The sequence below is a fragment of the Deefgea chitinilytica genome, assembly GCF_016881405.1.
GTDB classification, from domain to species: domain Bacteria; phylum Pseudomonadota; class Gammaproteobacteria; order Burkholderiales; family Chitinibacteraceae; genus Deefgea; species Deefgea chitinilytica.
The window spans coordinates 48,290-72,142 of the sequence record NZ_WOFE01000009.1 but is presented as its reverse complement, the minus strand read 5'-3'; the positions used below and the strand labels follow the sequence as shown (position 1 = coordinate 72,142).

Below are 23,853 nucleotides of genomic sequence, written 5' to 3'. Positions count from 1 at the left end.
AGGCCAATCGTTAGAGCAAAATGCCCGCCAGTAAAAATCCGCTCGATACCGACGTAATCGAGCACACCAAGCCGGGCAGCATAAAGCTGTGATTGAGCAAATATTTGCCGATGCGGGTGGTGCCTGTGCGGTCAAAATTAATCGCGGCGATTACGGTGGGGTAGTTCGGGATAAAAAAGTAGCCATTCACACTCGGGAACATCGCAATCAAAGCGGGCGCGGGCAAGCCTAGCGCAATGCCCAGCGGCAACATTGCGCGGATTGTTGCTGCTTGTGAATACAATAAAATCGACATACCAAAGAGCGCGACCGCAAACAGCCACGGCTGTGCGGTAACGATGCTTTGGATGGAGCCAGAGAAAAACGCCAGATTGTTTTGAATAAACGTGTCACCCATCCACGCGACACCAAAAATCCCAATCACCGCGGCGGAGCCAGCCCGAAAGACCGAGCTTTTAATCACTGCTTCGGGGTCGACTTTACAGAGCATCAGCATCAAGGCTGCGGCCGATAACATCACAATTTGAATCGCTTGCGCCATATCGAGCCGTACGAGCGTGTCGTTGACTAGCCAGGTTGGGCGTAATGCTGGAATTGATCCGAGCATGACGACAGTGGTGACCGCAATAAAAAAGATCGCTACTGAGAGGCGTGCGCCGCGGGGCAACGTAATCGACGCTTGTTGCTGATTTTGTGCAAAATCGCCGCGTTCAAGCCGTTCGCGGTACACCGGATCGAGATGCAACTCGCAACCTTGGCGGCTTGCCATCAGAGCGCCCGCCATCGTGCCGATTAAGGTCGCTGGAATCGCAATCTGTAAAATATCGCCCAGATGAATGCCTATCGGTGACAATAAAGCCAGCAAAGCAACCGTCGCTGCAGAAATCGGGCTGGCGGTAATCGCCGCCTGTGAGGCAATGACCGCAATCGATAAAGGCCGCTCTGGGCGCACGCCAGATTCATGTGCGACTTCGGCAATCACGGGTAACACTGCGTAGGCGACGTGGCCTGTGCCGGCAAATAGCGTGAAACAGTAAGTGACTAAGGGCGCAAAGAAGGTGATGCGCTTGGGATTGCGGCGTAAGATTTTTTCGGCAATCTGCACCAAAAACGCCATCCCGCCTGCGGCTTGCAAACACGCTGCAGTGGTAATTACCGCGATAATCATCAGCATTACATCAATCGGTGCTGACGTTGGTTTTAAGCCAAAAATAAACACCAAAATGGCCAAGCCCAAACCGCCCATCACGCCGAGGCCGATGCCCGAAATGCGCGCGCCCAATAAAATCGCGGCCAGCACGACTAATAATTCAATTGCAATCAAAATTAAATCTCCCTAATTGCGCTGAGTTTGCCAGCAATCACGGTACGGCGCAGTAAGCCATCTACATAATACAAGGGTATTAATCACTGGCATTTTTCAGTGAATTGCTCTGCTGAAGGTTGGAGTCTCATCGGAGTGAACAACAACACAAAAATGTGCGAGTGCAGCAAAATAAATGCACTTGTCATTGAGTTGTAATCTATCCATCGTTACAATGCGCCCCATTGATTCATTGTAGGGAGATTGTCATGTTGCTGCGTACATTTGTAAGCACTGTATTGGTTTTCACTAGCCTAGCTTGGGTGCCTTCTGCACAAGCTGCAGTGGTGCCGGTGGTGGGAGCGATGCAAGGGACTACGATCTTTGCAGCGCAAAATGGCAGTTTAGAGCAAAGCCTGCAGCCTGCTGCGGCGACTGCGCTACAAATTCATCCTGTATTGGGCGCTCCGACCAAGCCCGTCGTAAACAGCAATCCCAGCGATGCAAACTCAAATATTTATGCGATGCTAGCTTTAGGCGCGCTGGGTTTGACGGTCATTCGCCGCAAACGCTATGGGCGTAAATAAGTCAGAGTCAAAGTTGAACAAGCCGCGTTTGCGGCTTTTTTTACGCCCTCCCTGTTTGCCAATATCTATTGCGTAAGTGCTTATGCCGCGCAGTGGACGTGTTTATAATAGGGCATCTTATTTCACCGAGCCGTCCCTGATGAACAGCCAAGACTTAGAAAATATCAATGTCACGTCATTCGAAGGGATGCCGACACCAGAAGAACTACACACACGCTTACCAATTTCTGAATACGCCGCAGAAGTGGTCAACGCAGGCCGCGAAGCGCTAAAAAATATCTTGGATCGCAAAGATCAGCGCTTAATCGTTGTGGTTGGCCCTTGCTCAATTCATGACCCAGTGGCTGGTCTTGAGTACGCGCGTCGTTTGAAAGCGCTGCAAGAGCAGGTGAAAGACACGATGTTGCTGGTAATGCGGGTATATTTCGAAAAGCCACGTACTACAACGGGTTGGAAAGGATACATCAATGATCCGCTAATGGATGATTCTTTCCAAGTCGGTTTGGGGATGGAAAAAGCGCGTCGATTTTTGCTTGATGTGCTGGAACTGGGTTTGCCAACGGCGACCGAAGCGCTTGATCCGATTTCGCCGCAATACTTGGGCGATTTGATTGCTTGGACCGCGATTGGTGCACGCACGACTGAATCACAAACGCACCGTGAAATGTCGTCGGGCTTGTCGACGCCCGTGGGCTTTAAAAACGGTACTGATGGCGACATCAGTATTGCGATTAATGCGATTTTGTCTGCTTCGCACCCACACGCCTTTTTGGGAATGAATGCGCAGGGGCGCGTTGCGATTGTCCGTACCCGTGGCAATCAATACGGTCATGTGGTGTTGCGCGGTGGCGATGGCCGTCCGAATTACGACACTGTATCGGTGGCGATGGCCGAGCAAGCGCTGCAAAAAGCCAAGTTGCCGACCAATATCATTGTTGATTGTTCGCACGCCAATAGCTACAAAAAAGCTGAGTTGCAACCTTTGGTGATGGCCGATGTGGTGAATCAAATCGTCAATGGTAGCCAAGCTTTGGTCGGCGTGATGATTGAATCCAACTTGGTGGCAGGCAATCAAAAAATCCCCGCCGACTTATCGCAATTGATTTATGGCTGCTCAGTGACCGATGCCTGCGTGGATTGGGCTAGTACTGAAACCATGCTGCTCGATGCGGCAAAACGTTTAGCGCTGCGCTAATGACGCTGCGCCACTCTCAGCCAAGCTGTTTGATGAAAAATAGTTTAATTACATTAAACTTAAATCGGCTGGCTGAGGCGTATGCTGGTGATGTTGAGAATCAACTTCAAGTTATGCCTTGCACAGTGAAGTGCGAATACAAAATTTAATGAACGAGAGGTATGAAATATGCTGATCCAACGTGTATTGATTTCACTGTGTTTATTTACGCTTTCGGGCGTACTATTTGCCAATAGCAGGCAAAATTGCAATGACTTTAAAAATGACAGGGCCCGCCAGCAATGTTGGGAGCGTCAGCACAATAACAATAATCGAAATTGTAACGATATAAAAAATGAGCGAGCTAGAGAGCGCTGCTGGGAAGAACGCAATAATAACAATCATCGCAATTGTAATGATTTGCAGAATGACCGAGCCAGAGAGCGTTGTTGGAATGAAAGCAGTCATTCGAATGACTGGAATCGCCCTAATCGCCCATCAAATTCGACTGGTCGCTCCTATTCGGAAGCGGAGCGCTTCTGTGCACCAGCTGGTCGTGATAGGGAGCAATGTATGGCTCAACAAGGTTTTCCGACTCGCCGTTAAAAATAAAAAGCCGTGCGGTTGCACGGCTTTTTTCTAATCCGATTATGCATAGGTTCACACTGCGCTATGCGCCTCGTCGTAAATTTTCTCAAATAAATTCGGATGTTTATTTTTTAAATATTCCAAAGTGCGAATATCATCTTTACGAATGCTGCTTAAATCAATGCCTTCAATATGTACCACGCGCAATAATTCTTGTACGGGTTTAGGCATATTGCGGCCGCTTTCATAACGCGAACCACCACTTTGGGTTACGCCAATTTTGCTCCAGAATTCCTGCTGATTCATTCCGAGTTGTTTGCGAATGGCTTTAGGATTAATTAATTTTTCTGACATAGTGAACTCCGTTTTAAATTGCCCTCAAGCAATTGGATTGATGACAATTTCATATTAATTATTTGTCATGCAGTTGTATGTGTAATAGTAATTTGATATTTTGTTAAAAATTCCCGTATTTGATTTGAACTTTATTTATTTGTGATGGAAGCAATTCGAAACACCCAGCGAGCTGTACTCGGGTCGCCGTGTGCAGAGCGATTACCGAGCCCAAAACCGTAGCAGTGGTTTGCTACTTAAACTTTTGAAACATTCAGATTGGAGCAGGCATGAACAATATCGCTTTATTACTGCAAGGGGGCGGTGCTTTAGGTGCGTATGAACTAGGGGTATTGCGCCGAATGCAAGAGCTAGCAATGCTTCCTGTAAAGATGGTAGCGGGGGTATCGATTGGCGCGGTCAATACAGCGGTGTTGGTCGGTAGCAAAAATGCCAATCCATTGGCGGCACTGGAAACCCTGTGGCAAAAACTCACCGTACCGAACATTCCATTCGCGCCGCAAATCGTCGAGCAAAATCTATCGCTGTTTGGCAATCCGCATATGTCGCGCTTGCGTACCGATGTGTGGAATATGAATCAATGGACGTCCATTTATTCGGCCGACCCGCTGCGTGAGTTGATCACCGAGCTGGTCGATTTTGATAAATTAAATGAATCCGAGACCATCGTGCAGCTGTCTGCTGTGCAAATCGAAAGTGGCGAGATCGAAGTGTTCACCAACCGCGACGGCCAGCGCATCACGATGGATCACATCATCGCTTCGCTCTCGATTCCGCCGATGTTTCCACCCGTTGAAATTGCAGGCAAACATTACTGGGACGGCGGGCTGTTTGATAATGCGCCACTGGGGGCGATGATCAATGCGCTGCCCGCCGATAGCGACGCGCACTTTGTCATCGTCAATTTATTCCCGCTCAAAGGCCAACTGCCAAAAAATCTGACCCAAACTCAAGATCGGATGCTGGAGATTATTTTCTCGAATAAAGTCTTGGGCGATATGGAAAGGATGGCTGATTACAATGGCTTGGCCGAGTTATACGGCGCGCTCAATCAACTGTTGCCAGCGAATTCACCGATTCGGCAAATGGACGGTTTTAAAGACATCGCTCGCCTACGGATGCTGCTCGCGCCCACCGTGATTACCAATCAAATGCCCGACGAGCAAAGCACCACCTTGGATTTCTCGCCCAACAGCATCGCCGCGCGGATTGAGGTCGGCTACCGCGACGCGTGTGCTCAGTTGAGTAAAGCGTAATGGGCACTCTGCGCGCACTGCTGCAGCGGGCGCAGTTTTGGCTTCCCGGCGGCTATGCGGTGGGCGGCTTGCTGGTGCTGCTGCAGTTTTGGCAGCAGCCCCCCGATGGTCTCGCGAATATTTGGATTTTTATTTACACCTTGCCCTTGGCTTTATTGGGGCATTGGCTGTGGCCGGGGCAATTTCCCTTTATGCCCGGCGGATTTCATATCGCGCATACTTTGTATTTTATTCCCGCGGTGTTGTTCATCTCCGCCGTGTTGTGGCTGCTGATTTGGGGAGTACGGAGGTGGCTGGCTACCATCAAATAGTGATAAGTGCCTGCGGCACGGTGTTTTACAGTCGCAGTCTGCGACGAGGATTTACTTCTCTTTTCGCTGCGAGAAGTAAGCAAGAGAAGGCGACCCGGGGGCGCCCAGCTCCGCTGTTCCCTCGGTCGATCGTGAGCCAAACGATAAAGCTGTTTGTCTCTCTCCTCACTCGGTGCGCTTGAACGGGCTTTTTAAGCCCTAGATCAACGAGCGCGGCACAGCATCATAAAGAATTTATTATTTAAGTGTATTTGCTTATGAAGTTTTTCTCAGTTGATTTGCCGCCGTATACCTAGCAACTACATCGATTTCAGTCGACCGCGGAAATGCTGGTAAACCGCATCATTATCAAAGCCATCGACATTTTGGCTGGCGAAAATCAGCGGCGTTACGCCTTGCGCGAGCGCGATTTTTTGTGATTCAACGACCAAGGTATTGATTAGCACACAACCGGCAATCGTTGAAAACGCCCCTGTCACTTGCTGATTCACTTCGCACAGGCCATCACCCGGTGGCACGCAGTTATCGAGCACCACGTCCGCAATGTCCATTAATTTTTGGCCAGAATGATGTCGGCTTGGGTTTTGGCTTGATTGCTCAACCGACGTAATCGCAATCACGCGATGGCCTTTTTCTTTGGCCAGTTGGGCAAACTCAATTGGCAAGGTATTGCGGCCAGAATTAGAAATCACCACGATTAAATCACCCGCCGCAATCGGCTGCTCAGCCCACAAAATCGCCGCCAAACCCGGCAGCTTTTCCAAGGCCGAGCTACGCAGCGCGCCATCGACCGTGGTGACGGTCGAATCGAGCACCGCATTGATATTGCCCAAGCCCCCCGCGCGAATAAAGCCTTCCAGACCGATCATATGCGAATGGCCAGTGCCCAAAATATGAATCATTTGGTCATTGACGATGGCATCGGCAAACCACTGGGCAGCCACAGGCATTTGCGTGGCATTCTGTTCAATTAATGTGGTGATTCGGTCTTGTAGCTTTGTGACATATTCAAACATCAGAGCCTCTCTGGGTGAAAACAGCCGTGATAGGATGCCGCACCCGGCATTGGCGAGCATCGATGAAGATGTATTAACTTACTGCGGTTCTCAATCAATGCCTACAAGGCAATACCCTGATGAGGGCAAGTGATATTTAATTTAATCACCATTAAATGAGGAATGATGCTTGTATGAATGGACTGGGTTAGACTAGCTGGGAGGCCGCAGTCGGCCAACAGCGGACTTAACGTATGTTTTAGCAATCATTAATTGGAGGTATGTATTTCTGCAATTTCTATAGGCTGCGATGGTGGAGGCCCAGAGACAAAGATTGTTGCAAATCTTAAAGTTCAACTTTTTAAAGAACTTGAAAGGCATGTAACAAGTACATATTGCGATGCAATTGATGAATTTATTTTAGTTTTACGTGTTGATGGAAGCCTACAAAAATTTGGTGCGGAGGGTTTTTTCCGTCTTCGTTTTGCTAAAGCTAAGCGCTATATAACATTAGATATTCAAATACCAGCTGAGATTTGGCTACCAATGAATACTTATGAGTTAAAAACATATTTAGCAAATAAAGTTTTGGAAGTAATAAAACTATGCGTGGATAGGCTTGATAAAGGTGGCAACTCCACAAATAGCGCCGAATTATTTAGCCAGATAAGGAGAGCTTTGGGTGTCTATTTATCACCTTAATCAAGTTCGTCTAATTTGATTTATAGGACTGCTTTGGGTCGAAAACAGGAGGTAGTCGGCCAGAAGCGGAAGTTCTTATCTATTTAACAATCTCAGGATTAGAAGATATGTCGGAATTATGCTCAGATTGTGGTTGTGTAAAAGGGCAATTGCATGAGATTTTTTGTACTAATGAAAGATGCCCATTTTGCAATAATCAATTAGTTTCATGCGGCTGCATTTCTGAGATTCTGTCGTTAAATTCAGAAGAGCAGCTTGCTTTAGATGAATACATAGACGATGAAGCTGAGCCGTTAAAAAGTATTAATGAGCGTTGGGTTAAGGCTTTAGCCCAAAAAGGGCGACGGCCATTTTAAGTTCCGCTTTGGGTCGGGAGCTGTCTCTCATGCTCTGGATAATTCAAGTGCGGGTGTCTGCATCTGATCAGAGCGGATGCTTAAATGATTAAGCATACCCAGATTGGGTGCTCAAGGCGGATTGTTCATCATGGCGTGACACGCCGTACGTAGCCGCTCTGCGCCGGCGGTGAGGCGTTTTTCGGCGTGCCAGACGATGTAAAAACGACGCTCCATTGGAATATTGGGCAGTGGAATCGCCGCAAATTCGCCGCGCTCAAGTTCCTGCGCAATCGCGCGTTTCGAGCCGCAGGAAATCCCTAGCCCTAAGCGCACTGCTTCGCGTACCGCTTCGCCACTGCCGAGTTCAAGCAATAAATTCATTCCACCCAGATGCGGCAACAGCATTGCTTCGAGCATTTTGCGAACGCCCGAGCCGGGTTCGCGCATGATCCACGGTGTGGCGGCCAGCTCGCTCAAGCTCGGAGTTTGCCCCACTAGTGGGTGATCAAATCGGGCGAAGATCGTCATTTCATCGCTTAACCAGCGCTCGCTGACTAACTGTCGATGCGTAATCGGCGCTTCAATCAGGCCAATATCGGCACGACTATCGAGCAGGCGTTCGATCACTTGCTGTGAATTGCCAATCGCTACGTCGTAACGATCTTCGGGGCGCGCTTGCATCAATTGCCCCAAAAGGCCGGGCAGCACAAAGTTACCGATGGTCAGGCTGGCGGCGATATTCAGACGGCTCGGCGCCCCGTTGTTGTAGTTCTCTTCCAGTGTTTGCGCTTGCCCGAGTAATTCTTCGGCGCGCGGTAGTAGATAGCGGCCATGCTCATTCAGTACGACGCGGCGGCCGATGCGGTCAAATAGATTCACGCCAAGTCGGCGCTCTAGTTCAGCCAATGCGCCACTGGCTGCCGATTGCGACAAACCCAAGGCATCGGCTGCGGCGGTGACGCCGCCCGTGCGATTGATGGCGCAAAAAACCTCTAATTCCCGTAATGTCATTTTCAGCATACTGTGCCTTTAATCGGTTTTTCCGATGAACTTACCCGAATTACCCGTTATTCAAGATGGATGGCCGACTTTACACTGTGCTCATTATTTAATCAACACGGGGTAAATCATGAAACTCGCCACGCTCAAGTCGCTGATACCGGGCCTGCTGCTCGTTGCCGGGATTACCGTTGTTGCTCAGCTCATTGGTGAACAAATACCGCTGATGGGCGGCGCAGTCGCCGGGATTTTATTGGGTTTGCTGATTCGCAGCCGTTTTTCAATTTCCGCCCAACAATTGCCCGGCATTCAATTTGCGGGCAAGCAATTATTGCAATGGTCGATTGTCGGCTTGGGGCTAGCGTTGCCGATTAGTGCGGTGATGGATACCGGCTTGAAATCACTATCGGTGACGCTGGTGACCTTGTCGATTGCCTTTGCCAGTGCTTTTGCCTTTGGCAAATTACTCAAAATTCCGACCAAATTGTGTGTATTGATTGGCGGCGGTACCGCTATCTGTGGCGGCTCGGCGATTGCCGCGATGACGCCGGTCATCAAACCCGATGACCATGAAACGGCGTTTTCCTTATCGACGATTTTCTTATTTAATATCGTTGCGGTGCTGATCTTTCCGCCGCTCGGGCAATGGCTAGGTATGTCGGATGCGGGCTTTGGCTTGTGGGCGGGGACGGCGATTAACGATACTTCTTCGGTGGTGGCTGCGGCGTATTCTTGGAGCCAAGCGGCGGGTGATCACGCCACTATCGTCAAGCTCAGCCGTGCGATGCTGATTATTCCGGTGACCTTGATTTTGAGTTTTGTGTTTATGACGCGTAACGCAGCAGCAGACGGCCAAGTTCAGCGCGCCAGCATTGCACATGCGGTACCGTGGTTCATCGTGTGGTTTTTGGCGGCGTCGATTTTTAACGGTTACTTACCAGAAATGCTCACTCGCACCGCGCACAGTATTTCAACGGTGATGATTACCGCGGCGCTGACGGCGATTGGTTTGTCAACGGATTTGGGCAAAATGAAAAATACCGGCTGGCGTCCTGTGGCTTTGGGTTTGTTGGTTTGGATTATGGTCGCAGGTTCAAGTTTGGTGATGCAGTACGTGGGCGGCCATTGGTAAATCGCTGATATTATAAATAAGCAAAGCCGCGCGACAGTGAGGTCGAGCGGCTTTTTATTCAGTTCATCCCGCCGAGAGAGAAGCGCAAATCGTCCATTATGCGGTGTGAATAATGCGGCGCGTTGCTGTTACTTTTCACCAGATTTACTGCAAGCTCGTCATTAGAATGCCGCCATTCAATATGACAAAGAGTTAGTAATGCGTATCCTGATTGCCCTATCCCTCGTTTTGCTGATGAGTGCCTGTTCTACCTTGAGTGAAAGTGAATGCCGCACCGGAGACTGGTATAGCATTGGCCTGAAGGACGGACAAAATGGCTATGAATCCCGTGCCGCCGATCATGCTGAGTCGTGTCGCAAGCAAAAAGTAAAACCCGATTTGAATTTATACAATAGTGGCCGCAGTGAAGGTCTACGCAGTTATTGCACCGCATCGAATGGTTATCAAGTCGGCCTGCGTGGTACGCCAGCGGCAAATGTTTGTCCAGCAGCGAGCCAAGCTGCGTTTCAAAGTGCCTATCAACGTGGGTTTCAACGCTTCACGATTCAGCGTGATTTAGAACAAACCGAATGGCGGATTAGCCAATACGCTAGCCAGCGCGACAGGTTACAAGACAAAATCAAGGCTGCAGGCAATGACAAAGACCGCCGCCGTTATCAACGCGAGTTGGAAAATCTAAATCAACAAAACAAAGACGACCGCCGCTTGCGCGATGTTTTACGCGTGCAGGCCATCACGGCACCGCTGTTATATCCACAGTAATTGAGTGCGGCGAGTTGGATGAATGGCCTATGCTGTTCACCCGTTTTGGCGAGAATGATTAAACGCTCAGATCGACTTGCTGCAGCGTGCCGACTTGACCGTTTTCTTTTAAATAGACGCCAGAACTACGGATTTGGCCATAGTTCTGGTTTTGCTGATTATTCAAATCAAAGTCGCCACGCGCATAGCGGACAGAAATCGCACCGATGCGCAGCTGGCTGATGCTGAGCAACTGATCTTGACCGCTGGCGTCTTTTAGCCAGAGTTTGAGGTCGGCATACACCGTGTCGGCCTCATCAATCCAACCGTTTTGGTCGCCATCGTATTGCGTCAAATCGGCAAAGCCATTGCCACTTTGCGCGCCAAATAACTCTTTGCCATCATTGATTTTGCCATCGCGATTGCGATCCAGCGCCAAATAAGCGCTGCCTCGGGTGAGCATATGCAGGCTTTCATTTTTCCCATCGGCATCGATATCAAATTGGAAAGTTTTATCTGAGAGCGTCGCAACGGGCGCATCGTAATTGAGCACCAGCGGGTCTTTCTTTGGCCGCGCGGCGCTGCCGGTGGCGATGTTGATATCGACCGTTTGGCTAAAACTGCGGCTCAATTTGAGTTCGCTGCTAAAGCTAATTTCACGACCATCGGCGGTTTTGATGACGCCCTCGGCATTAAATTGCGTTTGTTCGCTTTCTTGCTCGCTGGCGTGATATTCGATGCTAAAACCATCTTCGATTTGGGTTGTTGTTTGGGTATTGCTCTGTAGCTCAGCTTTATTAGTGTCTGGCGCCTGATGCCCTAGCTTTATTTCATGGCCTAACATTGCTTCGAGTAAGCTTTTAATCATTCTGAGGCGCGGGTCGTTATTGACGGCTTCTTCTTGCTCTTCAATCATCCGCGCGGCACTGGAAATGCTCACCGACTCGTCGACATTGTTTGGCACAGGGCGCGGCGCTTCATAGCGAATTGATACGCGCTCGCTGCGTTCCCGCTGAAAACTGCGCTGCGCTGTTAAGCTGACGTCTGATTCGATAATCCGCATGATCTACCTCGAATGCATCTATTGATCTTGGGTTTACCAGCCAAGCCTAAGAACTTTATCGGCCCGAAAGCGCTGCGTTGGAGGACGTTGATCACCGCACTCGAGCCAACTGATAAGCGGTAGTGCTGAGATCGATGTTGGTAGGCGTGTTATCCGCGAAAAATGGCTTGGCGACCTTGCCAACGAAATAAAAATTTAAACACACACTAGCCTTGCTTTTGCTTACCAATTAAGTCATCTTTATGTCCATTCGATTTTGGAGTGATGGCCATGAGTCAAATCCAGCCTAAGAAAGACAGTGCGGTCGAGCTAGAGTTGAGCCAGCAATTGGTATCAAGCCCGTATTTGCAGGAAGGTAAGACCGTGTTTATGAGCCTGCCTCAACAGAGTGCAACTCAATTACGCGCTCAAGTCGTGCAAGTGATTGCGGGGCAATCTTTGCTGATTCGCCCGTTAGCGAAAGCGGATCAGCTAGATGTGCGGGTTAAGTTTAATAGTGCGAGTACTTTGCATATTCGGATGGCGGTTGCCAATGGCGTTTTGTGTTTTGATTCCAACGCGCAGTTGCTGCCACAGCAAGCCCATTGGACGATTGCGCTGCAATGGCCTGAGCAAATACGAGTGGAACAAAGTCGTAACTATCCACGGGTGGCTTTGCAGCAAGCGATTTTGCTCGAACGAACAGGTGATATGCGCCGCCGCGCGATGATGCTCAATCTCTCTGAGCAAGGGATGCAAGTGGAATATCACGCGCCATTAGGGCTGATTGGCGAAGAGCTCAAGCTACTCTTGGTGTTGCCATTTGAAACTGGCTCGCTGACCGTTGAAGCCAAAGCCATCATTCGTAGTAAATTTAGCGAGATCAGCGAAGACCACGTCCTACATGGCTTGGAGTTTAGTCATTTATCTGATGCCGCCAATAAGACGATACGTCGCTATATGCAGGAACGGCTGAGCGGGCAAAATGATGGTTCGATGCCGAGCTAAGTGAGACTGTTTTTGCGGAAAGTTGGCCACGTATTGTGCGTGTGTTTAAACCGTCCCAACTGACCTATGCTGGTGGTGAGCCAAGAGGATGGAGTCCGCTATGTTCAAAATTCGCTACCCAATTGCGTGTAGTTGCTTAGCTGTGCTGACGTTCGCGCAGGCCGCGGATGAGGTGATTCGCTCGGAACGACATGATTTTCGGGTGCAAACGCTGACGCGTGGTTTGGCGCATCCGTGGGGCTTAGCCTTTTTGCCGGATGGTCGAATGCTCGTTACCGAGCGCGAAGGGCGCTTGCGCCTTATTTCCGCCAAGGGCGAGTTGGATCCGCGCCCCGTGGCGGGCGTGCCGACGGTGGTTGCTAGCGGTCAGGGTGGTTTACTCGATGTGGCGTTGCATCCGAATTTTGCCCAAAATCGTTGGGTGTATTTTTCCTACGCAGGGCAAGAAGGGCGTGGCGCATCCACGCAAGTGGCGCGTGGGCAATGGTTGAGCGATGCAAAAGGGCATCGTTTAGAAAACATCCAGCAGATTTATCGGCAACGCCCAGGCAGTGGCGCTGGCGTTCATTTTGGCTCGCGCTTGGTGTTTGATCGCAGTGGTATGCTGCTGATTACGCAGGGTGATCGTGGCGAAAAAGACCGCGCGCAGCAACTTAATGATCTTGCCGGAAAAGCGGTGCGCCTACACGATGATGGTCGTTTTCCAACTGACAATCCATTCCGGCAACGTAGTGATGCAAGACCGGAGGTATACAGCTACGGACACCGTAATATGCAGGGTGCGGCCATAAACCCTGTTAGTGGTGAGCTGTGGTCGACCGAGCATGGGCCGCAAGGCGGTGACGAGCTGAATATTGTTCGTGCTGGCCGCAACTATGGCTGGCCGGTGATTACGTATGGTGTGAATTACGGAATCGGCACTCAAATTGGCGAAGGTAGCGCCAAAGCGGGTATGGAGCAGCCGATTTATCAATGGACGCCGTCGATTGCGCCGTCGGGCTTGGCGTTTTATCAAGGCAAAGCATTTCCGCAGTGGCAGGGCAATCTATTCCTTGGTGCGCTCAAATATCAAATGCTGGTGCGTTTAGAGTTGGATGGCGGGCGTGTGGTGCACGAAGAGCGTTTGCTCAAAAATCAGTTTGGTCGCATTCGCGACGTTCGCGTGGGACCCGATGGCTTGCTTTATCTGCTGACCGATGAAGCGGATGGCGCTCTGCTGCGGCTTGTCCCCTTGTCGTAATGAAGATTAAGCCTTTTCCCTAGCTAGCCAATTGTCATGTTTCACCTACACTGCCAGCACCACAGCATGTGCCGCAGCGATGTTTGGCGGCTTAGCTATAAATCTGCTACACCTGAAAGTAAACCATCGTCAAAGAGGCTCACTATGTTACGCATCATTTTGACCGCTACGCTGTTGCTGGCTACCGCGCTGGCAGCGGCATCGTCTCTCGAAACTATCCAGCGCAGCGGTACGATTGTAATTGGCGTGCGTGATTCATCGCCGCCGTTTTCTATTCTTGATCCACAAACTCGCGTGTTGAAAGGTTACGACATCGAATTTGCGCAGGGTATTGCCAAGCGTTTGAATGTAAAGCCCATTTTCAAAACGCTAGAATCAAACGATCGCTTGCCGTGGCTGAAGCAAAATAAAGCCGATATTGTTGTCGCGGTACTGTCGCGCACGCCTGAGCGCGATAAGGAAATCGATTTTAGCGTTGGTTATTTCGTCACCGATACGCGTGTTTTGGCGAAAAAAGGCCGTTTTAATAGCGAGAAAGATCTAGCGGGCGCTCATTTATCCGCGGTCACCGCATCCACCGGTGCTAAATTGCTGCGGCAAAATTTCCCCAAAACCAAGCTGGCCGAATTTGATGACGTGCCTGAAATGATCAAAGCGCTAACTGCCGAGGTGGTCGACGGGGTTGTCGATGATGCACCGGTGTTGGCAATGGCGCTCAATAAAATGCCCGAAGCGCAGCGCAGTCGATTTGCGCTGAGTGATTTTTCATTGGCCTTGGAAATTTACGCGGTCGGTATTCCAAAAGGCGAAAAAGCGCTTCAAGCCGCGATCAATAATGCCTTGGTCGATATGGAAAAAAGCGGCGAAGCGTTGGCGATTTTTAACCGCTGGTTTGGCCCCAATAGCAGCGCGCCAATTCAGCGGATTTTCACGATCAACCCAAGTAAATAATAGTCGATGTATTGCCAGCTAGCGCTTGCTGAATAATACTTATCTAGTAATACTTAGGGTTAAACTCATCTCGCTTATTTTCAAAAATGAGCGAGATAAATCCAATGCGGCTCCATTTGAAAGCGTTGCATTGCAAACCGCTACGCTCAACGTCCGCCACGCCCTATCCTATTTGCGCTGGCGCAAATTATCCTTCCTCATTGGTGCAAGCCCTAATTCTTACAATCTCAGCGGCATGGTCTGATACGGCTATAAGTTCGCGCCTGCGAAATTTGGCGTGTTAAAACAAAGCAGTATAAGGAGTTGTGATGTTTAAGATGATGATGAATAAGCTATTGCAGGGCAATATTGTGCTGCAAATTTTATTTGGGATGATGGCCGGCATTGCGCTGGCTTTCTTTTTTCCCGCGGCGGGTCAGCAAGCGGCGCTGCTCGGATCGATTTTTGTTAGTGGCCTTAAAGCGGTTGCGCCGATCTTGGTGTTTTTGCTGGTGATGCACGCGATTGCGAGCAAAAAGCAGGGCGCGCAAACACAGATGCGTGGCGTGATTTTTCTGTATTTGATTGGTACTTTTAGTGCGGCGCTGATTGGCGTGTTGGCGAGCTTTATGTTTCCGTCGATGCTGACGTTGGTTGCGCCAGCTAATGGCACTACGCCGCCAGGCGGGATTACCGAAGTATTGCGCACACTGCTGTTTCAGATTTTCGAGAATCCAGTCAAAGCGTTATCGAGCGGCAATTACATCGGCATTTTGGCTTGGGCTGTGGCATTGGGCTTGGCTTTGCAGCGTGCGAGCGCCAGCACCAAACAGGCGCTCGATGATATGGCGGGCGCGGTGAGCAAAGTGGTGCAGATGGTGATTCGCTTTGCGCCGTTTGGTGTGTTTGGTCTGGTGGCGGAAGCCGTGGCAACGACGGGCTTGTCATCGCTACTCGGTTATTCACACTTGCTGCTGGTGCTGGTCGGCGCAATGGTGTTTATGGCGCTGGTCGTTAATCCACTGATCGTCTTTTTGATGATACGCCGCAATCCTTATCCTTTGGTCTTTACGTGCTTGCGCGAAAGTGCGCTGACGGCGTTCTTTACCCGCAGCTCGGCGGCGAATATTCCGGTGAATTTAGCGTTGTGTGAAAAGCTGGGTTTGGATGAAGATACGTATTCAGTGTCGATCCCATTGGGGGCGACGATCAATATGGCGGGTGCCGCGATTACGATTTCGGTCTTGACGCTGGCTGCGGTACATACTTTGGGTATTCCAGTTGACCTACCAACGGCGCTATTGCTCAGCGTGATTTCGGCGATTGGCGCTTGTGGTGCTTCGGGTGTAGCGGGTGGTTCATTGTTGCTGATTCCGTTGGCATGTAGTTTGTTTGGTATGAATGCGGATGTGGCGATGCAAGTGGTGGCGGTGGGTTTCATCATCGGCGTGGTACAAGATTCTGCTGAAACGGCACTCAATAGCTCAACCGACGTGCTGTTTACTGCGGCAGCATGTATGGCCGCAGAAAATACCGCTGCAGTTGCTGGCGAGTTGGCGAGCGAACGCGTTTAAGCGTAATTGCTGCCTAACTAGGCTAGTTTCAGTTAAAAAGCCTCGCAGTCGCGAGGCTTTTTTGTCGGCATTGTTGAGTAGTTCAAATTATCAAACCATCGTCTCGACCAATAAATCCAATAATGCTCGCACAGCTGGGGATAAGCCGCGTTGGCTGGCGTAGACCGCTTGTAAATGGCTGAGCGGAAAGCGCCATTCGGGCAGCACTTCAACCAATAAGCCCGCCTCGATATCTGCGCGGGCGTTTTCCATCGGCAACATCGTCACGCCCAGCCCATCAATCGCCGCTTGGCGGCGCAAGCCAAAATGCTCGCTGACCAAGCGCGGTGGCAGCACAAATTCGCGCACTTCTCCTGCCGCATTCACCAGCCGCCAATGAATCATCTGATCGGCCGCCACTGTACCCAACGCAGGAGCCAAAGCGAGTGCGCCTGGTGTGCTTAAACCACCTAAACGCGCGACCAAAGCAGGGCTGGCGACCAACATCCCGCGTGTAGCGCGCAGGCGGCGCGTGGCCCATTGTGGATCTTCATCGTCGGTCGCGCGCACACGCAGCGCCACGTCGATGCCTTCTTCGAGCAAATCGACTCGCCGTGTGGTGGTGATGGTTTCGAGGATGACTTTAGGATGTTCAGTAATAAAACGCTGCAAGACCGGCGTTAAATGATCGAGTAATCCCGGCGGCACGCTCAAACGAACGCGGCCCGATGGCTCGGCTTTGACGCTGGCAACGATGCATTCGGCGGCTTCGGCCTCGCGTTGCAGTGCTTGGCAATGGTTGAGAAATTTCTGCCCTACATCGGTCAGCGTGAGTTTGCGGGTACTGCGCTGCAGCAAGCGCACGCCGAGTCGTTCTTCGAGCGCCGCAATTCGCCGCGATAAACGCGATTTTGGAATCCCAATATGCCGTGCCGCCGCCGAAAATCCACCAAACTCGACCACATAGGCAAAATAGCTGTAGTCGTTGTAATCTACATCAATTGTTAACATAAATAGGACAATCCTTCCTGATTTTGCTGTCTAGTTATGATTTTGCGCCAAATATAAGATGGCTGCATCTAACTTATTACTGCAAAGGACTACATCATGAACCTACTCCATATTGATTCGAGCATTTTGGGCGAACATTCGGTATCACGCCAACTGACTAGCGAAGTGGTCGAAAGCATTCGCCTGGCCGAGCCAACGGTGAACGTGGTCTATCGCGATGTCACCCGCCAATTGAATGTGCAGCTGGACGATGTATTTTTAGCCGCCAAAGGCACCCCTGCCGAAGCGCGCAATGCGGAGCAAGCCGCACAAGTGGCTTTATCAGAAGCGGTGATGGCTGAATTTTTGGCGGCCGATGTGCTGGTCATTGGCGCGCCGATGTATAACTTTTCGGTGCCCAGCCAGCTCAAGGCGTGGATTGATATGATTACCGTCGCCGGTGTAACGTTTAAATATGGCTCGAATGGCCCAGAAGGTTTGGCCAAGGGTAAACGCGCCATTATCGTTGCTACTGCCGGTGGCCTGCATCAAGGCACCGCGACCGGCGTTGCGCATATTGATTACCTGCGCGTGGTATTGGGCTTTTTAGGCATTAGCGATATACGCGTGATTGCTGCTGAAGGCTTAAATATGGGGCCTGAGGTTCGTGATCCTGCTCTGGCCAGCGCCCGCGAAAATCTGAGCCATATCGCTTAATTAGTCTTGCTAGCCTAAACTAAGCCGCCTTGCCACCGTGCAGGCGGCGCTTAGCCTTCTTGAATTGCTTCACGCAGTTTTACCCCATTCATAATCCGCATATATTTATCAATATTGTCGTTTTTATCCGCGCTAAACGATTGAATGTGCGCCAATTCATCTGCAGTGAGCAGTAGTTTGGCTTTGATTTTGGTGCTCTGATGGGTACCAAAGTACGATAGCGGCGTATCGAGTACGTCTTGGCGGATGTGGTAGGCACTGCCGAGTAGCAACAGGCTGATCGCAAGCAGAATCAACGATATTTTTTTCGCGGTCTTCATGGTTTTTCTCTTTGAAATTAGCCCTGTGAACGGCATTGGGTTTAATGAACCAAGTTGGCTTAAAAATGCCAAATCAATTTAGCACAGTGGCATTTGCAAAAAAGAGCACAATTACACATTAAATACCCTGATTTTTGCCAATTTAAGCACCTGCAAGCACTGTCATATTGGCAAGATAAAATCATGCTCAACACGCTTTATTCCCAACCTCACCGCATCTAGGCGTAGCAATGGCATTGATATTGAGTAAACAAGAAAAATTCCGGATTAAACTGATCTCTATTTTGTTATTACTAATCGGGCTGGCGCTGATCTTCTTTACCGAGGCCTACCCCTTCATTCTGGGTGTGACGCTATTTCTGCCTGCTATCATTGCATTTTTTTACGTCAGACATTTGCTGACGCATAAGGCCGACGAATTTCAGTTCAATCGCAGCTGCATTGATTACTATTCGTCGCTGATGAAGCTTGGCATTTACTTATTAACTGCAATTTATTTCGTGCTGGAGATATATTTCTCGGCGGAAAATATCAATCCAGATTTTCTGATTTCGGCCGAAGTCTCGCAGCTGATTAATAAATTCCTGCTGATTTACTTGGCGTCCACCTATTTGGGGATGGACGCTGCAGCGAAGTATTTTATTAAGCGGCATGAAGCGGCGAAACTAAACAATCAGTAATTGGGCTGGGCGCAGTCTCTGCTGTCATTCATGGCTGATTGCGAGGTTCAGGTTGACTCTTGTAGTAATTTTCTTTTAATTTGCTGTTTTTTTTTGCAAGGTTACTGTTGCATGCTCACACTCAATGTTTTTGGTGCCGCTTTTGGCCTGCCCGATTTAAGCCCTTTTGTCACCAAAACACTGGTGCTGCTGAAAATGAGTGGCCTGCCGTTTGAGACTCGCCGCCAAGGCATCAAAGGCGCGCCCAAAGGTAAATTGCCGTGGCTGCAAGACGGAGAGCAAGCTATCGCCGACTCGACCTTTATCCGCCTGCATCTGGAGCAGCAGCACGGCTGCGATTTTTCGGGCGGCTATGACGCGGGGCAACTTGCGCTAGGTTGGACCGTTGAAAAAATGCTCGAAGAACATCTGTATTGGCTCGGCGTGTATGCTCGCTGGGCCGATGATTACAATTTCAATACCACCACTAGCAAACTGTTCAACCGTATACCGTGGCCGATGCGCGCTTTGGCGCGCAATCATTTTCGCAAGAAAATGCTCGCCGCGTTGAAGGCGCAGGGCATGGGTCGGCATAGTGACGCCGAACGCGCCGTGTTCGCACAGCGTGATTTAGCCGCACTGGCCGCCTTGCTGGGCGATAAGCCTTTTCTACTGGGTGACACGCCTTGTGGTTATGACGCCAGTGTCTACGCCTTTGTTAACACCGCGCTCAATCCTGCTTTTACTTCATCGCTACGCACCGCCGCCGAAAGCCACGAGACACTCAAGGCCTATGTGGCTAGGATGCATGCGCTGTATTTTCCAGCGGTGGAGTAATCGGCAGAAATTCCACCACCGTGTTGTGTGGGCGAAGCCGCGTTGATGTCATCCAGCGCAGATCTTTCCCGCCTCGCAGTTTCAAAATCAATTCCGCAGCTTCTGTGCGACAAGCAAACGTAAAGTATTGACGCGTCATATTATTTTGCTGATAGTCAATTGCGCTACGCAGTAGCGCCTGCACCAAGATAGGTGCAGCTAATCAGAAAAAATAAGATGGAGTAGACCATGAAACTTTCTTTGATGGCACTGGCCCTCGGCGCAGCCTTGGCCGGTCAAGTCGCGCAAGCTTGTCTCGCACCGCGCCCAGCGCCGGCTTTACCTGCAGGATTAGACGGCAAACTGCCAACGGTGAATCCGGACAAACTCACGGTACCAACACCAGTCCCAACGGCTACCCCAGCACCCAATACAACACCAACCCCTACGCCAACCCCGACCCCAATCTGGACATGCTCAACCGGTGATCGATACAGCAATACCGCCACCATGTCGGCCTTGAGTGATGCCGATACCGATGCGGTATACGGCAAAGCGACGGTGCCCACTGCTGCCGCGTGGAATCCGAGCACCGCCTACATTCAGGGCGATTTGGTGAGCTATGAAGGCATCACCTATAAGGCCAAGTGGTGGACGCAAAATGAAAAACCAGGCCAAGCTTGGGGCGCATGGGAAGAGCAATCCGCGCTATCGGGCCCGCAAGCATGGAGCAATAGCAAGGTCTACAACGCTGGCGATTTAGCGATTTTCAATGGTCGTCTATATCAAGCCCGTTGGTGGACGCAAAACAATCAACCCGATCAAGCTGGCAGCCCATGGGAGGATAAAGGCAGCGCACCAGTTAGCCCAATGCGCCCTGCATTGTTCTCGACCAATGTTACTCAGCAAGCCAGTGGCGATGTCGATGTGCAAGTGAATTTAGGTTCGTTCATTTATTACACCAAATACGTTTATCGCGTGAATGCATCGTGTAGCGTCAATATCCTGCAGGAAGGTGAGCAACCCGCCAATATGGTGCCGCCACGCACTGAGCGTTGGGAAGTGCATGTGGACGGCAAGGTGGTCGCCACGCAGCAAGGCCCTTACTTAATGCCAGTACCGGGCGTTGCCCCACCTGCGCCGCAGCCGATTCCCCGCAATCCCGATGGCAGCTGTAGCCTGCCCGAAGGCACGGTAGTAAATAGCTTCAATGCACCGCGCGGCGGCGTGGTGATGGGCTCGCTCAAGCTTACGGCAGAGCAGGCGAAGGGTAATTATTTGAGTGTATGGCTATGCAATGGCGACCTCTGCCGCCCATCATCGCTATTACGCGCGTACAAATTCAATTTGCCGTACAACTATATTTATTAAGAATGGATGGTTGTTTAGCTGATTCGTTGTTGATCAAAAGCCTCGCTGATGCGGGGCTTTTTTGTTGTGCCTGAATGGGGGGGATCTTTCATAGCGCGACGCACTTTGCTGCATCTCTGCCCATACAGATTTAATTGAAACGTCTTGTAGGGGCGCTTTGGTTTGGCGAAGCAAAGGGCGGGTGCTGCGCGGGTTTAGCGTGACTCACTTCACAGCATCACTGCGAATTTAGATGCAATTCGAAGCGAAAATTACCCAACACGTGCACTGCGCCGCACCGTAATTTCTGGCAAAACTCCCATATACTCCTGCTGGGTAAATGCCTGCAATCTTACAAAATCAATCCTGTTAGCCGAATACCCAACCCCGAACTTGTGGCTCTACCAACTGCGTTTAAAACATCAATTCCTTATTTACAACAATCACTTAACTTCATTCGCCATTCTAGCGGTTTGACTTACAATCAACCCGTTCTTGCCCCTATCCAGGGCAAAAGCCGGCCGTCAGAGCCGCAGTGGCTTGATGCGCCGCCGAATACAACAGGATGGAGAAGACAATGATAAAACGCAATCGCGCTACACTGGCGTCGTTGCTGGCTGGGCTTGTCCTTGCCAGTGGCGTGCACGCCGCAAGCTGGCAGGAAGGCAATACCTACACCGCTGGCACCGTCGTTGATTACAACGGCAAAACCTACACCGCACTTGTTTCGCACACTGCATACGTGGGCACCGGCTGGAACCCCGCCGCAGCGCCGACCTTGTGGAAAGAAACGGGCAGCGTAACACCGACTGTTAGCGTCACCCCGACTATTAGCATCACCCCAACCGTCACACCTACGATTACACCGACACCAACGACTTATCAATGCCCACAAGTCACGCCGCCTCCCTATCCTGCAGTGGTCTTGATTCCACCGGCTAGCTGGGGCATTACGATAATTGGTAAAGATAGCAATGGTTGCAACATTGAGGGTTGGAAAGGGGTTTGTCCAATTGGCTCGACCTTTGTTTCCAATCAATGTGTGCCAAGTGATCCGATCCAGCCTGCATGGGATAAAGCGACGGTCTACACTGGCGGTCAACGCATTAGCTACAACGGCTCTATCTATGAAGCCAAATGGTGGACGCAAGGCGATGTGCCTGGTGCTAGCGAATGGGGCCCTTGGAAACTGGTGAGTGTTGGCGCGACCGCAACGCCGACTGCGACCCCGAGCAGTAAGCCGACTTGTTTGCCGATGCCGATGCCAACCGGTATTCCAGGTTATCGCTTTGAGCCGATTTACGATGGCAACGGTTGCATTATCGGCTGGAATAAAATCCCGACTGCTACCGCTACCCCGACTGTCACGGTATCGCCAACCCCAACGATTTCGGTGACGCCATCAGTTACTCCAACGGTGACGCCTACGCCGAGTGTGACGCCAGCGCCAGCCAACGACAAATTGCTGATCGGCTATCTGCACGCCAGCTTTGCTAATGGTTCTGGCTATATCCGCATGAATGATGTATCGGATAAATGGGACTACATCAATCTGTCGTTCGCTGAGCCAACTTCGGCCACCAGTGGTGAAGTCGCCTTCAAACTTTGCCCATCGACTGAGTGCCCGAATGTCGAATCGGAAGCCGATTTTATTGCCGCAATCAAAGCCAAACAGGCCAAAGGCAAAAAAGTCCAAATTTCGATCGGCGGCGCGAATGGTCAAGTTCGCCTCGAAACCAGCGCAGCGAAAGATGCATTTGTTCGCTCAGTATCTGCCATCATCGACAAATATGGCTTGGATGGGCTGGATGTGGACTTCGAAGGCCACTCGCTGCAATTGAACGCTGGTGACAACGATGTTGCCAATCCGAAATCGCCCGTCATCGTTAATCTGATTGCGGCGTTGAAAGAGCTGAAAGCCAAATACGGCAGCAAATTCACGCTGACGATGGCGCCAGAAACCTTCTTCGTGCAATTGGGTTATGCGTTCTACGGTGGCAATTGTGCGGGTTGCGACACGCGTGCCGGAGCTTATTTGCCGGTGATTTACGCGCTGCGCGACGACATCACGCTGCTGCATGTGCAAGACTACAATTCAGGCCCGATCACAGGCTTGGATAATGCCTACCACACGATGGGCAACGCCGATTTCCATGTGGCGATGACCGACATGTTGCTCAAAGGCTTTAAAGTATCTGGCACGAACTTCGTATTCCCAGCGCTGCGCCCCGACCAAGTTGCGATTGGCCTACCCGCCAATGCCAATGCGGGCGGCGGCTTTACCACCGTGGGCGATGTACACACTGCACTTGATTGCCTGATGAAAGGCACTAGCTGCGGCAGCTACAAACCAAGCGCGGTTTATCCTGGCCTGCGTGGCTTGATGACTTGGTCAATTAACTGGGACAAATTCAACAACTTTGAATTTAGCACCCAGCATCGTGCTTACTTTGACAAACTACCGAAATAAGCCACTTTAGTAACACCACCACAACCGCCGTGCTGATTCTGGATTGAATCCGCACGGCGGTTTTTATTGTTCGGTCGTTGCATCTGTGCCGACCCGAACCATCAAGCACCGCCCTCAACGCCGCCTTACAAAAAACCAATTTGGGGTTATCAAACCCAGAATGGCTTTGAATACCTGACCATGCCCAATATGAGTCTTTCAATTGTGCGCACAGCAAACGCAATCTGGCCGAGTACGAAGGCGATCTAGACGTGACCGACAGCCTTGTCACCGAGCTC

General features: G+C 50.7%; 25 protein-coding genes. 17 read left to right on the top strand and 8 right to left on the bottom strand.

All coding sequences use genetic code 11. The features are described from left to right. Positions 1-10 precede the first annotated feature (10 nt). Positions 11-1,324: an anaerobic C4-dicarboxylate transporter family protein gene (locus GM173_RS13920; RefSeq protein ID WP_203571992.1), complete on the bottom strand. Its 1,314-nt coding sequence runs from the start codon at positions 1,322-1,324 to the stop codon at positions 11-13. Between the two features lie 248 nt (positions 1,325-1,572). Here GM173_RS13920 and GM173_RS13915 point away from each other — a divergent pair, with 248 nt between their 5' ends. Together GM173_RS13915 and GM173_RS13910 are read left to right on the top strand one after the other, a co-directional pair. Then, positions 1,573-1,890, top strand: coding sequence for a hypothetical protein (locus GM173_RS13915; protein WP_203571991.1), 318 nt, complete (start codon positions 1,573-1,575; stop codon positions 1,888-1,890). 139 nt (positions 1,891-2,029) lie between these two features. Next, positions 2,030-3,085: a 3-deoxy-7-phosphoheptulonate synthase gene (locus GM173_RS13910; RefSeq protein WP_203571990.1), complete on the top strand. Its 1,056-nt coding sequence runs from the start codon at positions 2,030-2,032 to the stop codon at positions 3,083-3,085. Between the two features lie 222 nt (positions 3,086-3,307). On the opposite strand, the gene GM173_RS13905 is transcribed toward GM173_RS13910, so the two are convergent. Continuing rightward, on the bottom strand, positions 3,308-3,532 hold the full coding sequence (locus tag GM173_RS13905) for a hypothetical protein (RefSeq protein WP_203571989.1): 225 nt from the start codon (positions 3,530-3,532) through the stop codon (positions 3,308-3,310). Positions 3,533-3,724: 192 nt separating this feature from the next. After that, positions 3,725-4,006: a helix-turn-helix domain-containing protein gene (locus GM173_RS13900; protein ID WP_203571988.1), complete on the bottom strand. Its 282-nt coding sequence runs from the start codon at positions 4,004-4,006 to the stop codon at positions 3,725-3,727. A gap of 269 nt (positions 4,007-4,275) precedes the next feature. Between GM173_RS13900 and GM173_RS13895 the strand changes: the two genes are divergently transcribed. After that, a complete protein-coding gene (locus GM173_RS13895) occupies positions 4,276-5,262 on the top strand; it encodes a patatin-like phospholipase family protein (protein ID WP_203571987.1) in 987 nt (328 codons plus the stop codon). After that, complete coding sequence (locus tag GM173_RS13890; protein ID WP_203571986.1) at positions 5,262-5,573, top strand: hypothetical protein; 312 nt, start codon at positions 5,262-5,264, stop codon at positions 5,571-5,573. Before GM173_RS13895 ends, GM173_RS13890 begins: the two co-directional genes overlap by 1 nt. A 299-nt stretch (positions 5,574-5,872) precedes the next feature. Here the strand turns inward: GM173_RS13890 and GM173_RS13885 are convergent, their stop codons facing one another. After that, positions 5,873-6,589 (bottom strand): sugar isomerase domain-containing protein, encoded by a 717-nt coding sequence (locus tag GM173_RS13885; protein WP_203571985.1) that lies wholly within the window; start codon positions 6,587-6,589, stop codon positions 5,873-5,875. A gap of 252 nt (positions 6,590-6,841) precedes the next feature. On the opposite strand from GM173_RS13885, the gene GM173_RS13880 reads away from it, so the two are divergent. Continuing rightward, a complete protein-coding gene (locus GM173_RS13880; protein WP_203571984.1) occupies positions 6,842-7,270 on the top strand; it encodes an Imm44 family immunity protein in 429 nt (142 codons plus the stop codon). 107 nt (positions 7,271-7,377) lie between these two features. Beyond that, positions 7,378-7,626 (top strand): hypothetical protein, encoded by a 249-nt coding sequence (locus tag GM173_RS13875; RefSeq protein WP_203571983.1) that lies wholly within the window; start codon positions 7,378-7,380, stop codon positions 7,624-7,626. 111 nt (positions 7,627-7,737) lie between these two features. Here GM173_RS13875 and GM173_RS13870 read toward each other — a convergent pair whose 3' ends face one another. Continuing rightward, on the bottom strand, positions 7,738-8,628 hold the full coding sequence (locus GM173_RS13870; RefSeq protein ID WP_203571982.1) for a LysR family transcriptional regulator: 891 nt from the start codon (positions 8,626-8,628) through the stop codon (positions 7,738-7,740). Between the two features lie 109 nt (positions 8,629-8,737). Between GM173_RS13870 and GM173_RS13865 the strand changes: the two genes are divergently transcribed. Together GM173_RS13865 and GM173_RS13860 are read left to right on the top strand one after the other, a co-directional pair. Further along, on the top strand, positions 8,738-9,739 hold the full coding sequence (locus GM173_RS13865; protein WP_203571981.1) for a YeiH family protein: 1,002 nt from the start codon (positions 8,738-8,740) through the stop codon (positions 9,737-9,739). Positions 9,740-9,937: 198 nt separating this feature from the next. Continuing rightward, positions 9,938-10,501, top strand: coding sequence for a DUF2799 domain-containing protein (locus tag GM173_RS13860; protein WP_203571980.1), 564 nt, complete (start codon positions 9,938-9,940; stop codon positions 10,499-10,501). A 58-nt stretch (positions 10,502-10,559) separates the two neighbouring features. On the opposite strand, the gene GM173_RS13855 is transcribed toward GM173_RS13860, so the two are convergent. Further along, positions 10,560-11,543: an SPM autocatalytic domain-containing protein gene (locus GM173_RS13855; protein ID WP_203571979.1), complete on the bottom strand. Its 984-nt coding sequence runs from the start codon at positions 11,541-11,543 to the stop codon at positions 10,560-10,562. 270 nt (positions 11,544-11,813) lie between these two features. Here GM173_RS13855 and GM173_RS13850 point away from each other — a divergent pair, with 270 nt between their 5' ends. From GM173_RS13850 to sstT, 4 genes are all read left to right on the top strand, one after another. Then, the gene (locus GM173_RS13850; protein WP_203571978.1) at positions 11,814-12,530 is read left to right on the top strand and encodes a PilZ domain-containing protein; all 717 of its coding nucleotides are present in this window, start codon (positions 11,814-11,816) and stop codon (positions 12,528-12,530) included. 100 nt (positions 12,531-12,630) lie between these two features. Next, entirely contained in the window at positions 12,631-13,770 is a 1,140-nt protein-coding gene (locus tag GM173_RS13845) for a PQQ-dependent sugar dehydrogenase (RefSeq protein WP_203571977.1), read from the top strand. Positions 13,771-13,914: 144 nt separating this feature from the next. Continuing rightward, positions 13,915-14,721, top strand: coding sequence for a transporter substrate-binding domain-containing protein (locus GM173_RS13840; RefSeq protein ID WP_203571976.1), 807 nt, complete (start codon positions 13,915-13,917; stop codon positions 14,719-14,721). 308 nt (positions 14,722-15,029) lie between these two features. Beyond that, the gene (gene sstT / locus GM173_RS13835) at positions 15,030-16,274 is read left to right on the top strand and encodes a serine/threonine transporter SstT (RefSeq protein ID WP_203571975.1); all 1,245 of its coding nucleotides are present in this window, start codon (positions 15,030-15,032) and stop codon (positions 16,272-16,274) included. 90 nt (positions 16,275-16,364) lie between these two features. On the opposite strand, the gene GM173_RS13830 is transcribed toward sstT, so the two are convergent. Continuing rightward, positions 16,365-17,264 (bottom strand): LysR substrate-binding domain-containing protein, encoded by a 900-nt coding sequence (locus GM173_RS13830; protein WP_203571974.1) that lies wholly within the window; start codon positions 17,262-17,264, stop codon positions 16,365-16,367. A gap of 96 nt (positions 17,265-17,360) precedes the next feature. Here GM173_RS13830 and GM173_RS13825 point away from each other — a divergent pair, with 96 nt between their 5' ends. Next, on the top strand, positions 17,361-17,960 hold the full coding sequence (locus GM173_RS13825) for an FMN-dependent NADH-azoreductase (RefSeq protein ID WP_203571973.1): 600 nt from the start codon (positions 17,361-17,363) through the stop codon (positions 17,958-17,960). A 50-nt stretch (positions 17,961-18,010) separates the two neighbouring features. On the opposite strand, the gene GM173_RS13820 is transcribed toward GM173_RS13825, so the two are convergent. Continuing rightward, the gene (locus GM173_RS13820; RefSeq protein WP_203571972.1) at positions 18,011-18,280 is read right to left on the bottom strand and encodes a hypothetical protein; all 270 of its coding nucleotides are present in this window, start codon (positions 18,278-18,280) and stop codon (positions 18,011-18,013) included. Positions 18,281-18,510: 230 nt separating this feature from the next. Between GM173_RS13820 and GM173_RS13815 the strand changes: the two genes are divergently transcribed. From GM173_RS13815 to GM173_RS16255, 4 genes are all read left to right on the top strand, one after another. After that, positions 18,511-18,960 (top strand): hypothetical protein, encoded by a 450-nt coding sequence (locus GM173_RS13815; RefSeq protein ID WP_203571971.1) that lies wholly within the window; start codon positions 18,511-18,513, stop codon positions 18,958-18,960. Positions 18,961-19,071: 111 nt separating this feature from the next. Further along, the gene (locus tag GM173_RS13810) at positions 19,072-19,776 is read left to right on the top strand and encodes a glutathione S-transferase family protein (protein ID WP_203571970.1); all 705 of its coding nucleotides are present in this window, start codon (positions 19,072-19,074) and stop codon (positions 19,774-19,776) included. 228 nt (positions 19,777-20,004) lie between these two features. Further along, positions 20,005-21,126: a carbohydrate-binding protein gene (locus GM173_RS13805; protein WP_203571969.1), complete on the top strand. Its 1,122-nt coding sequence runs from the start codon at positions 20,005-20,007 to the stop codon at positions 21,124-21,126. Between the two features lie 556 nt (positions 21,127-21,682). Next, positions 21,683-23,575, top strand: a complete 1,893-nt coding sequence (locus GM173_RS16255) for a chitinase (RefSeq protein WP_275412357.1) — start codon at positions 21,683-21,685, stop codon at positions 23,573-23,575. Positions 23,576-23,853 lie beyond the last annotated feature (278 nt).